We start from the raw sequence: 12,721 nt of genomic DNA on the forward strand, positions 1-12,721 counted from the left end.
TGTTTATCTGTATCTCCTTTTTGTTTGTGAGTAAATTTGAAAAACTATAATAAAAGTGCCATTTTTATGGTCGCAGAAAAATTAGTGAAAATGGCAACGCAGCTCGCCATGATTGTTTTACTTGCAAAATTTTTGGGGCCTGAGAATTTAGGTAGCTTAATGTACTGCTTTGCAATTGCATCTATTTTTATGTTTTTGAATCAGCTTGGTTTAGACACTGTATTAGTAAAACATTTTGTTGAACAGAAATATAACAAATTCAAGCTCTTAAAAAATGCCTTTGTGGCTAGATTTGTCACCGCCTTGTTTTGTGTCCTTTCTATAAACGTTTTAGGCCTTTGGTTGGTAGACGAGCAAACACGCATACTCCTTTTTGTTATCTCTATTTATCATGTTTTTTTACCTGCTACCGTTTTGGAGTGGTACTTTCAATCACAAGGGCGTGGAGAGCTTTCTGCTGCAGGTCATATTACTGGTCATATTGCTGGTTTTATATTCAGGTTAGCGTGTTTATATTTTGGCGCAGACTTAATTTGGTTCGGTATTGCATATATTGTGGAAAGTGCGGTCATGTTTTTGGTTTATGTATCGTTAGCAAATAAGCAAAATATTAATGTATTAGGGCGAATTTCTGTTGCACAAATAAAAACCTTATTAAAAGAATCTGCTCCTCTTATTTTATCTGGTGCAATAGTTTTGTTATACATGAAAATTGACCAAATCATGTTAGGTAAAATGGTTAATAATGCTGAGGTTGGTATTTATGTAGCAGCTTCACGTTTGAGTGAGGCTTGGTATTTTATAGGGTTAACTATTATTAGTGCTTATTTTCCCAGGTTTATTGCCATTAAACAAAATAAAAGTGAACAAGAATACCACCAAGCTATTATCAAGGTGGGGCGATGGTTAGTTTGGAGCGCAATACTATTAGCGGTTATAACTACGTTTATATCGCCATGGTTAATATCGCTTTTATATGGTCAAGAGTACACAAGCTCTGCCAATGTATTAATGATCACTATTTGGGCTGTTCCGTTTGTTTATTTGGGCGGTATTTCAACAAAAATGTGTGTAGCCTTATCACAAAGTAATAACATATTATGGCGCAGCGTGTCGGGGTTATTAATGAACTTAATTTTGAATTACTTCCTAATTCCACTTTATGGTGCGGTTGGTGCTGCAATGGCAACATTGGTATCTCAGGTAATGGCTTGTTACTTTTTTAATGTGATTTTATTAAGAAAGAACAGCGTGTTCTTAATACAATCCTCTTGTTTTTTTAGAGTGAAAGGAACAAGAAATGATTAAATTCAATGAAATATCAATAGTAAGTGCAGCCTTATTTGGTTGCGTTTTTTTTATGTTGCTGTCAATGCTGGATTTTATGCTTGATGGTCTTCGTTACGTTAAGTATGTGGTGCCAGTTTATATTATTATTGTTTTTTCAGTACTTAAAAAAAAGAAATTTTACGTAACAGATACACCCGTATTACCATTTTTAACGCTAGTTTTAATAATGTTAATATTCTTGATAATAAATCCAAGTTCATACGGAATTAAAGATATTTACTTCATTTTTTCCTATGTGATTTTGTTTGTTTTGTTCGATATACCAAGTAATGAAAAAAACACTGACTTAATATTTAAGATGTTAGTGTTTTATTTATTACTTAAAATATTTTCACAAGGAGTTAAAAACGTATCCATTTTAGATTCAGAAGGCCTTTTTGAAGATACAAGTGCTTTTATATTTGGCTTTTTTTCGGTGTACTATTTTATTCTTAAAAAGAAATGGATGTTTTTGATAAGTCTAATAATGGTTTTCATAACTTTCAAGCGAATTGTCATATTAGGAGTTTGTTTAAGTTGTTTTTCATATATTTTTTCACTCCGCTATTGTAGTGTGTTAGTGAATAGAATTATCTTGATCGTTGGGCCTATTTTAACATTAATACTGTTAATACTTTTTTCTAATGGCAATTTTGACTGGTTAATTGATGAATACTTTGGAGTATCATCAAATCAACTTGCTATGGGAAGAGTCGTTATATACTCATATGTTATTGATGAAATAATCGCAAATAATTGGTTGTTGCTTTTTGGTTATGGAATTGGGAGTTCCTATCAACTTGTTGATATTGCTACGTTAGGAAGAGACCAAAACTTACATAGTGATATTCTTAAATTGTATTACGAAGGAGGTCTCTTTTTATTTTTAATGTTTCTTTATTCATTTAGTAAGTGTTTCTCACGTAAAGTATTGTTTCCTATGGCAATATTGTTATTAATTTCATTCTCTACAGATAATATATTGATTTATTCACATGTCATGTTTTTCTTTGTTTATTTATCTTTAATGTTAAAGAAAAGGAGTGAACATGAACTGTAAACCTATTTGCCTCTTTACTTATAACCGACTTGAAGAAACCAAGTTGACGGTAAAGCATTTACAAAAAAATGACTTAGCTATAGAAAGTAAACTTTATATATTTTCAGACGGTGCAAAAAATGAATCATCGGTTAACTCTGTTGAGGCTGTACGCCAGTACCTTAAAACGGTGGATGGTTTTGCTCAAGTAAAAGTTATTGAAGCCCCCACTAATAAGGGCCTAGCTAAGTCAATTATAACGGGTGTTAGTCAAGTCATTAATGAATACGGCAGTGTGATTGTGCTGGAAGATGACTTAATAACAGCCACTAATTTTTTAAGTTACATGAATCAAGCGTTAGATTTTTACCAAGCACAAGAAAAAGTGTGGAGTGTCTCTGGCTTTTCATTTCCTATTAAATATGACCCTGATTATAGATTCGATAATAGCTTTGGTGTAAGGGCGTCATCTTGGGGCTGGGCTACATGGAAAAACCGTTGGGAGTTAGTGGATTGGGATGTGTCTGATTATGCTGATTTTATTAACAATAATGTAGCCAAAAGAGCATTTAACCGTGGTGGTAGTGATATGTGCAAAATGTTGGATAACCAAATAACAGGAAAAATTAATTCTTGGGCAATTCGTTTTTGTTATGCGCAGTTTAAACAGGGGCAATTTGATGTTTATCCAGTTAAATCTAAAGTGCAAAATATCGGTTTTAGTAAAAATGCGTCTAATACACAAGGTATGGATACGCGGTTTACCACAGAACTTGACGATACCCGCAAAAATACATTTACATTTTCTGAGCATGTTTTGGTAAATAACAAAGTATTAAAACAATTTGTTAAACCCTATTCATTGTTCATGAGAGCTAAATATAAATTATTAAAGGTGTTCTCGTGAAGGTTTTATTTGTGCACAACTTCTACCAAATTGCCGGTGGTGAAGACGCGGTTTTAAAGCAAGAAATGGATTTGTTATCAGCGGATCATGATGTGCTGGAATATACTGTTTCTAATGACAATATTAGTTGTTTTTTTAGCAAAGTATTAACTCTGTTACGTGTGCCATTTTCCCTTAAGAGTTATCGCCAATTTAAGCAGTTTTTAACGGTGAATAAACCAGACGTTGTGCATGTGCACAATTACTTTCCTTTATTGTCTCCGTCTATATTTTATGCCTGCAAAAAACTGAATATTCCCGTGGTACACACATTGCATAATTATAGAGCGGTGTGTCCTACTGCATTGTTAATGCATAAGGGTAAAATTAATGAACAAAGCATTACGCACAATGTATGGTGGACGGTTAGACAAAAAGTATATAAAGACTCATTACTAGGAAGTTTTGCTTTAGCGTGTATGGTGCAATTACACAAACGACTAGGCACGTGGAAAAGTAAGGTAGATGTTTTTATTGCGTTAACTGAATTTGCTAAAGCTAAGTATGTAGAAGCTGGTTGGCCAAAGCATAAAATAATAGTAAAACCTAATTTTATAATTGACCCTTTTGATGGTGCTAAAAGCATCACAAAAACAGGCGGTTATGCGCTGTTTGTAGGGCGCTTAAGTGAAGAGAAGGGTATTGACGTATTGCTGAACGCTTGGGCAAATATAAACTTGCCTTTAAAGCTGATTGGCACTGGGCCATTTAAAGGGGTGTTAAAAAACAACACTCAAAACAATATTGAATATTTGGGCTTAAAAGATAAACCAGAAGTTCTTGAACTGATTAAAAATGCGGATTTTGTTGTAATGCCATCTACTTGGTATGAAGGGCTGCCAATGGTGCTAATTGAATCCTTTTGTTGTGGAACACCTGCTTTAGTTTCAAACATTGGCAGTATGCAAGAGGTAGTTACAGCAGAAGTAAGTGGTTTACATTTTGAAGTTGGCAACTCAAGTGACTTACAAAATAAAGTTCAGTGGATAATAAATAACCCTGCTGAAATTAAGCGTTTTGGTTGTAATGCTAGGAATGAATTTTTAAATAAATATACCTCTGACATCAATAAATATCAGTTACTTAATATTTATCAACAAGCCATAAATGGAGTTAGTTAATATGAGAGAGCGTTGCAGCGTGATTAAAATGGATGTTGATGTCACTAATTTGGACTCTGTATTACATCAAGTAGAAATCTTAGCTTTAAAAAAACAAGGTGCTTATGTTTGTGTATCAAATGTACACATGTGTATTGAAACCTTAGACAGTAATGAGTTTAAACAAGTTGTGAATAATGCTGACTTGGTTATACCCGATGGTAAGCCGCTTTCTTGGGCGCAAAAATTTCTTGGCTTTAAAGAAGCAAAGCAAGTTAGAGGCCAGGATATTATGAATGCCTTGTGTGCAGCATCTGGTGAGGAAAGGCTGAACATTGGCTTTTATGGCGGCAGTTCAGATGAACTGTTAAGCACAGTAAAAAGAAAAATGATAGAAACTTATCCAGATATTCGTATTTCATATGCATATTCGCCGCCTTTCAGGCCACTTACCTTAGAAGAAGATGAACAGGTAGTTGAAGATATTAATAATGCTAATGTCAATGTTTTATTTGTTGGTATTGGCTGCCCAAAACAAGAACGTTGGATGGCAGGACATAAAGACAAATTAAATTGCGTTATGCTAGGTGTAGGCGCTGCATATGATTTTATAGCGGGTAGTAAAAAGCACGCGCCACGCTGGGTTCAAAAAATAGGAATGGAATGGCTGTTTAGGTTGTGTAGCGAGCCAAAGCGTTTATGGCGACGTTACCTGTCTACAAATCCACGTTTTATTTGGCATTTTGGTAAACAGTATTTTAAGTATTTAATTAAGTAAATTAGTGAGATAATTTTGTATTTTATTAGGAAGTTTTTATTTTACACAATTTCGCTTTTTTTCTTGTTAGCAAATGACTCTCATGCAGATGAAAGCGTATATATTTATGTTTCTAACAAGGTGAATTTAAATGGTGAGGGGTCACTTTCTTCGCCTTATAAATCGCTTTTAAATGCACTAGCTAGAGCCAGAAAAATAAAAAATAAATCTGTAACAATTGTTGTTAGAGGTGGAATTTATACTTTAAATAAAACAGTTGAATTGACTGACGAGGATTCAAGAGATTCTAAATTCCCATTAATGATTACTTCATTTAAAAATGAAGAGGTGGTAATTAGCGGTGCAAAAGAGTTGAACACTTGGAATGAAGTGACAGACCCAGCAGCTTTAAAGCGAATACAAAGCAGCTCTAAAAAAAATATTTACGTCACCAATTTGTTTAAGTATGGAGTATCAAATTTTGGCTCAGCTAAGCTTGGGGGCGTTGAGCTTTATCATAACGATAAAAAAATGCTGCTTGCGCGTTACCCAAATAATGGGTTGCTTAAAATAAATAAACTAGTTAAACCAGGCTCAAAAATCGTACGAAGTCACACTGGTAGTGTTGAAGGTCAGTTTTATTATGACGATGCAACGATTGATAGTTGGACTGGTGAAGATGACATTTATCTAAATGGTTACTGGTTTTGGGATTGGAAGCAAGAAATACAAGCAGTAAAAAGTATAGATACTAAAAGTAAAATTATTTCATTAAAAAAGCCTTACCATGTATACGGGTATAAAAGAAAGCAAGAGTATTTTGCATTTAATATACTAACTGAACTAGATTCAAAAAATGAGTGGTATTTAGACAGAGGTAACGGTGATTTATATTTTTATCCGAGTACTGAAATCACTAATGAAAAACCTAAGTTAGCAGTTATTGATAATATTATATCATTAAATAATGTAAGTAATATCACAGTGAAAAATATTACTTTTTCTTATGCAAAAAATAATGGTGTATTCATTGAAGGTGGTGAGCAAAATCTATTAGAAAATGTTGTAGTGAAGCATATTGGTAATACAGCTATTTCAATTTTAAATAGCCCTAAAACAAAAGTAGTGTCGAGCCACATATATTCAGTAGGTGGGTCTGCAATTAGTATTCATGGTGGTAACCGCGATGAGCTAATTAGCGGTGATATATGCATTATTAACAACAATATACATGACTACGCTAAAACTATAAAAACTTACCAACCAGGGATATCTATCAGGGGAGTTGGTAATTGTGTAATAAATAACGAGATTTTTAATGCGCCGCATATGGCTATTTATTTTGAAGGTAATAACCACACTATAAAATATAATGAAATATACAATGTTGTTAAGGAATCCAACGATGCAGGAGCTATTTATGCAGGTAGAGATTGGACTTCTAGAGGCACCGTTATTGCTAATAATTACCTTCATAATATTCAAGGTTATAAAAATAAAGGAGCAAAAGGGATTTATTTAGATGATGAATTTTCTGGTGTGACAATTGAAAATAATATTTTTGATAATGTTTATGATGCAGTTTTTATAGGAGGTGGTAAGGATAACGTTGTAAAAAACAATTTATTTATAAATACATTTAGATCTATTTATATTGACACACGAGGAATTGGGTGGGCTAAGAAAGCATTGAGCCAGCTATTACAAAAACTGAATCAAGTTCCTTACAAGAGTGATATTTGGAAAAAAAGCTATCCTACATTGTCTAACGTTCTAAAGGTTGAGCCAAGGTTACCCGTTGGCAACTTAATAGAAAACAACGTATTTTTTGATGATGGCTGGAATGCAATTAGAGAAGAGGCAATTCCATATATTCAGCTAAAAAATAACCATTTATTGGTTGGTGAAAAGCCTACTAATGATTATTCGGTAAGTAAAAATTTACATAATTTCAAAGCTATTCAATTTGAGAAAATAGGTATTCAAAGTTCACTTGGTCTTTAATAGCTATATTTAAAATTACATAATTTTAAAAAACTTTATATAAGGGAAGATACATGTCAAAAAAAGTTGCGTTAATAACCGGTGTTACAGGCCAAGATGGCTCATACTTAGCTGAGTTCTTACTTGAAAAAGGTTACGAGGTACACGGTATAAAACGTCGTGCATCTAGTTTTAATACAGAACGAGTGGATCATATTTATCAAGATCGCCATGAAACTAGCCCGCAGTTTTTTCTGCATTACGGTGATTTAACCGATACGTCTAACCTTACGCGTATTTTAAAAGAAGTGCAGCCTGATGAAGTATATAACCTAGGCGCACAAAGCCATGTAGCGGTTAGTTTTGAAGCGCCCGAATACACTGCTGATGTAGATGCAATGGGGACATTACGTTTACTTGAGGCAATTCGCTTTTTAGGAATGGAAAAAACCACTAAATTTTACCAGGCTTCTACCTCTGAGCTATACGGTGAAGTGCAAGAAACACCACAAAAAGAAACTACTCCATTTCATCCGCGTTCACCTTATGCAGTTGCAAAAATGTATGCGTACTGGATTGTAGTTAACTACCGTGAGTCGTACGGTATGTATGCATGTAACGGTATTTTGTTTAACCATGAGTCGCCACGCCGTGGTGAAACCTTTGTTACCCGTAAAATTACCCGTGCTTTAGCTAATATTTCACAAGGGTTAGAAAAGTGCCTATACCTAGGTAATATGGATGCACTTCGTGACTGGGGTCATGCAAAAGATTACGTACGCATGCAATGGATGATGCTACAACAATATGTTGCCGAAGACTTTGTTATTGCCACAGGTAAACAAATTTCGGTACGCGACTTTGTAAGGTTATCGGCTAAAGAGCTAGGGATAACACTAGAGTTTAGTGGCGAAGGCGTAGACGAAATAGCAACAGTAGCTGCAATTGAAGGCGACAACGCCGCGGCACTAATAGTAGGCGATGTAATTGTTAGGGTTGACCCGCGTTACTTCCGTCCAGCAGAGGTTGAAACACTACTAGGCGACCCTTCTAAAGCAAAGGCTAAACTAGGTTGGCAGCCAGAAATTACCGTAGAAGAAATGTGTGCCGAAATGGTGCAAAACGATTTAGGTAAAGCTAAACAACACGCCATTTTAAAAACACATGGTTACAATATTAGCGTAAGTGTTGAGTAACATTTAAGTATTAATGCTGCACCTAAGTGTGCAGCACACTTTACATGGATTTATTATGAAAACTATTTTTGTAGCGGGCCATAAAGGCATGGTGGGCTCGGCAATTGTTCGCCAGTTAGTGTCAAACCCCATCATAAATGTAATTACTCAAGACCGTAGCGAATTAAATTTACTTGATCAGGCAGCGGTTAAACATTTTTTTGAAAACAATAATATAGACCAAGTATATTTAGCGGCGGCTAAAGTAGGCGGTATTGTTGCTAACAATACGTACCCAGCCGAATTTATTTACCAAAACCTAACTATACAAAACAATATAATACACAGCGCACACTTAGCAGGCGTTAACGATTTATTGTTTTTAGGTTCGTCGTGCATTTACCCAAAACTTGCTACACAACCTATGACCGAGCAAGCTCTGCTTACTGGTACGTTAGAGCCAACCAACGAGCCTTATGCTATTGCTAAAATTGCCGGTATTAAAATGTGCGAGTCGTACAACAGGCAATATGGCCGTAATTACCGTTCGGTAATGCCAACTAATTTATATGGTGAAAACGATAATTTTCACCCTGAAAATTCCCATGTTATACCCGCTTTATTACGTCGTTTTCACGAAGCTAAACTGAATGGCGACAGCAAAGTGGTTGCGTGGGGCTCGGGTAAGCCAATGCGTGAGTTTTTACATGTAGACGACATGGCAGCAGCCTCTATTTACGTTATGAACTTAAACAACGAAACGTACAAAACCAATACTCAAGACATGCTTAGCCACATTAATGTAGGTACGGGTGTTGACTGCACTATACGTGAGTTAGTTGAAACCGTAGCCCAAGTAGTTGGCTTTACGGGCACTATAGAATTTGATGCAACCAAGCCCGATGGTGCACCGCGTAAGTTAATGGATGTATCGCGTTTAAAAGATTTAGGTTGGCAATACAGTATTGACCTTGAGCAGGGACTTACCAGTACGTACGAATGGTTTTTAGCTAACCAAAACAACTTTAGAAAATAGGGTTGTAACATGTTTTTAGATAAATAAACGTTTAGCACGGTTATAAAAAGTAGCCCGCTTGTATCTATTGATTTAGTGGTAATTAACCCAGACGACCAGGCCCTTTTAGGGCAGCGTTTAAACCGCCCAGCAAAAGGGTTTTGGTTTGTACTTGGTGGGCGAATTTTAAAAAACGAAAGCTTAGCTAATGCATTTAAACGCTTAACGCATGAAGAGCTAGGCACTGAGTTTGTTATTGAGCAAGCCACGTTGTAGAGCCCGTATGATCATTTTTACGACGACAATGTATTTGGTAACGAGTTTACTACCCATTACGTGGCTATTTCGTTTGTTATAAAACTGACACAACCCCTTAGTAACCTACCAATGGATGTTCAGCATAATGGTTACAAATGGTTTGAAATTAACGATTTACTTAATGACGCCGCAGTACATAAACATACTAAATGGTATTTTGAGTCATTAAGCAACAATAGCAGTGATTGTAAACTGTAAAATATACAAAGGAATAATTATGATTTTACCTGTTATTGTGGCCGGTGGTTCTGGTACGCGTTTATGGCCGCTTTCTCGTGGTAATTATCCAAAACAGTTTTTAGCGCTAGATGGGTCTAACCACACTATGCTGCAACAAACCATTAGCCGTTTAAACGGTATTGAGCATAAACCCGCAATGCTTATTTGTAACGAAGAACACCGCTTTATAGCAGCAGAGCAAGTTAGGCAATTAAATGTTGAACATTCGGGCATCTTTTTAGAGCCAGTAGGGCGTAATACCGCACCGGCTATAGCATTAGCTGCATTTAAAGCTATTGAGAACAAGCAAGACCCGCTATTACTTGTATTGGCTGCCGACCATGTTATTGAAAATACACCTGCATTTGTTAATAGCGTAAACCAAGCAGCAGCACTTGCTGGGCAGGGTAAATTAGTTACTTTTGGTATTGTGGGCAACAAGCCTGAAACCGGTTATGGTTACATTAAACGTGGCGAGCAATACCAAGCAAATTTTGTGGTTGACCACTTTGTTGAAAAACCCGATTTAGCGACCGCTAATTCATATATTGAAAGTGGCGACTATTACTGGAACAGCGGTATGTTTTTATTTAAAGCAAGCCGTTATTTACAAGAGTTAAAAGCCTTTAGGCCCGATATTTACACTGCGTGCGAACAAGCCATGCAACTACAAAACGACGACATGGACTTTGTACGAGTAGATAAAGCCGCATTTGAACAATGCCCCGACGAGTCGATTGATTACGCAGTAATGGAACACACAAAAGACGCGGTTGTAGTACCTATGGACGCCGGTTGGAACGACTTAGGCGGTTTTGAAGCATTATGGGAAGTATCGCAACACGATGCTAACGGTAATGCGTTTAAAGGTGATGTAAAAGCGGTTGATACTAAAAATACTTTAGTATTTGGTGAAGACAAACTCGTTGCCACTGTAGGTGTTGAAAACCTCGTTATTGTAAACACCAAAGACGCCGTACTCGTTGCGCACAAAAATGAATCGCAAAAGGTAAAAGCTATTGTACAACAACTTAAAAATGAGCAACGCCCAGAGGTAACTTTTCATCGTGAAGTATACCGCCCTTGGGGTAAATACGACTCGGTTGATTGCGGCGAGCGTTTTCAGGTTAAGCGTATTACGGTTAAACCGGGTGCTAAATTGTCGGTGCAAATGCATCACCACCGTGCTGAACACTGGATTGTGGTTTCGGGTACTGCCAAAGTACATTTAGATGGGCAAGAGCAATATTTAACCGAGAACGAATCGGTTTATATTCCTATAACGGCTGTGCATGCGCTCGAAAACCCAGGTAAAGTAAACCTAGAGCTAATAGAGGTTCAGTCGGGCTCTTACTTAGGTGAAGACGACATTGTTCGTTTTGAAGATCGTTACGGTCGATCTTAATAAATTTGTATATTAGAGGGTAATATGGATAGTTCGGTTATTATTGAACGCAGCGGCATTGAGTTTGGCACGTCGGGCGCACGTGGCCTTGTTACCAATTTTACAAACGAAGTCTGTTTTGCTTTTACCTTGGCTTTTTTAAGTACGCAAAGCAATGTAAAGCGCATTGCCATTACTATCGACAATAGGTCGAGCAGCCAAGCTATGGCGCAAGCCTGTATTAGCGCGGCTAAACAGGCCGGCATTGAGGTAGACTACTTTGGTGTTATACCCACGCCAGCACTTGCTTATACTGCACAAATTGCGAGGTACCTGCCATTATGGTTACCGGTAGCCATATACTGTTTGATCGTAACGGGCTAAAGTTTTACACAAACACCGGTGAAATAACCAAGCAAGACGAAATCGCTATTATTAGTGCCAACGTACTTGTTGAATATGTAGACCTTTTACCTTTACCAAATGCCGATACCCGCGCATTCGATTTATACATAAAGCGTTACCTAGATGTATACGCCAGTGATTTATTAAAAAATAAAAAATTGGTATTTATCAGCATTCAAGCGCTGGCCGAGATTTATACCCCGTTTTATTTAAAGCACTAGGCGCCGACGTTGTATGCTTAGGCTATAGCGACGAATTTGTACCCATAGACACCGAAGCCGTAGCCGAAACCGACCGCGCACAAGCACGCAAGTGGGCAAGTGAGTATAAGTTAGATGCACTTTTTTCGACTGATGGCGATAGGCCCTTATTAACCGACCAAAATGGCAACTATTTTACTGACGATGCTTTATGTTTATTGGCTGCAAAAAGCCTAAACATTCAGGCGTTAGCTATTCCGGTTAGTTGTACAAGCTCGGTTGAATTAACCGGGTACTTTAATACTGTAAAACGCACAAAAATAGGCTCGCCCTATGTAATAGCGGCTTTTGACGATTTAATGAATAACTATTCTGCCGTTGCAGAGTTTGAAATAAATGGTGGGTTTTTACTTGCGTCAAATATATATGTAAACAACAAAATATTATTATCGCTACCAACGAGGGATGCGTTATTACCTGTAATAGCGGTATTAACACTGGCAAATAGTGAGCCGCTTTCTAGTTTAAATACCTTACTTCCACAGCGCTTTAATTACAGCGACAGAATAAAAAATATTACTAAAGCGAAAACTGCACCACCTATTCAATTAGGAATAAACATGCCGGCGCAGTTGCTTTCAGTTTTTAATATGGATGAGCTTTGCATTAAAGATATAAATATTACAGACGGTGTAAGGCTAACTTTTAGTAACCAAGGTGTAATACATTTGCGGCCATTTGGTAATACACCAGAACTTAGGTGCTACACAGAGAACGATAGTATAGCTAAAGCAAAAGCTTTGGCTGAAAGCGTACTTGAACGAGTAAAAAACTATGTAGATTTAGTTTAA

12 protein-coding genes and 1 pseudogene are annotated in these 12,721 nt (G+C 36.6%); all 13 read left to right on the forward strand.

The genetic code is table 11. The features are described 5' to 3' along the window. Positions 1-66: 66 nt before the first annotated feature. The 13 genes and pseudogenes from FFU37_RS05395 (at position 67) to FFU37_RS20505 (ending at position 12,721) form a co-directional block, all read left to right on the forward strand. Positions 67-1,308: a flippase gene (locus FFU37_RS05395; RefSeq protein WP_138488912.1), complete on the forward strand. Its 1,242-nt coding sequence runs from the start codon at positions 67-69 to the stop codon at positions 1,306-1,308. Beyond that, positions 1,301-2,389: an O-antigen ligase family protein gene (locus FFU37_RS05400; protein WP_138488913.1), complete on the forward strand. Its 1,089-nt coding sequence runs from the start codon at positions 1,301-1,303 to the stop codon at positions 2,387-2,389. Before FFU37_RS05395 ends, FFU37_RS05400 begins: the two co-directional genes overlap by 8 nt. Then, positions 2,379-3,275: a glycosyltransferase gene (locus tag FFU37_RS05405; RefSeq protein WP_138488914.1), complete on the forward strand. Its 897-nt coding sequence runs from the start codon at positions 2,379-2,381 to the stop codon at positions 3,273-3,275. The genes FFU37_RS05400 and FFU37_RS05405 overlap by 11 nt, the downstream gene beginning before the upstream one ends. Then, positions 3,272-4,435: a glycosyltransferase family 4 protein gene (locus FFU37_RS05410; protein WP_138488915.1), complete on the forward strand. Its 1,164-nt coding sequence runs from the start codon at positions 3,272-3,274 to the stop codon at positions 4,433-4,435. The genes FFU37_RS05405 and FFU37_RS05410 overlap by 4 nt, the downstream gene beginning before the upstream one ends. Positions 4,436-4,463: 28 nt before the next feature. Continuing rightward, a complete protein-coding gene (locus FFU37_RS05415; RefSeq protein ID WP_239022726.1) occupies positions 4,464-5,192 on the forward strand; it encodes a WecB/TagA/CpsF family glycosyltransferase in 729 nt (242 codons plus the stop codon). Between the two features lie 63 nt (positions 5,193-5,255). Continuing rightward, entirely contained in the window at positions 5,256-7,175 is a 1,920-nt protein-coding gene (locus FFU37_RS05420) for a right-handed parallel beta-helix repeat-containing protein (RefSeq protein WP_138488917.1), read from the forward strand. Positions 7,176-7,228: 53 nt separating this feature from the next. Then, on the forward strand, positions 7,229-8,350 hold the full coding sequence (gene gmd / locus FFU37_RS05425; protein ID WP_138488918.1) for a GDP-mannose 4,6-dehydratase: 1,122 nt from the start codon (positions 7,229-7,231) through the stop codon (positions 8,348-8,350). Between the two features lie 55 nt (positions 8,351-8,405). Next, complete coding sequence (fcl, locus tag FFU37_RS05430) at positions 8,406-9,365, forward strand: GDP-L-fucose synthase (protein ID WP_138488919.1); 960 nt, start codon at positions 8,406-8,408, stop codon at positions 9,363-9,365. Positions 9,366-9,407: 42 nt separating this feature from the next. Next, a pseudogene (locus FFU37_RS05435) lies at positions 9,408-9,860 on the forward strand (GDP-mannose mannosyl hydrolase). Between the two features lie 19 nt (positions 9,861-9,879). Beyond that, complete coding sequence (locus tag FFU37_RS05440; RefSeq protein ID WP_138488920.1) at positions 9,880-11,286, forward strand: mannose-1-phosphate guanylyltransferase/mannose-6-phosphate isomerase; 1,407 nt, start codon at positions 9,880-9,882, stop codon at positions 11,284-11,286. 24 nt (positions 11,287-11,310) lie between these two features. After that, entirely contained in the window at positions 11,311-11,649 is a 339-nt protein-coding gene (locus tag FFU37_RS20495) for a hypothetical protein (RefSeq protein WP_336432868.1), read from the forward strand. Further along, positions 11,607-11,891: a hypothetical protein gene (locus FFU37_RS20500; RefSeq protein ID WP_336432869.1), complete on the forward strand. Its 285-nt coding sequence runs from the start codon at positions 11,607-11,609 to the stop codon at positions 11,889-11,891. Before FFU37_RS20495 ends, FFU37_RS20500 begins: the two co-directional genes overlap by 43 nt. Before the next feature lie 197 nt (positions 11,892-12,088). Then, positions 12,089-12,721, forward strand: coding sequence for a phosphohexomutase domain-containing protein (locus FFU37_RS20505; protein ID WP_336432870.1), 633 nt, complete (start codon positions 12,089-12,091; stop codon positions 12,719-12,721).

The sequence above is a fragment of the Pseudoalteromonas distincta genome (assembly GCF_005877035.1).
Lineage (GTDB): Bacteria > Pseudomonadota > Gammaproteobacteria > Enterobacterales > Alteromonadaceae > Pseudoalteromonas > Pseudoalteromonas distincta.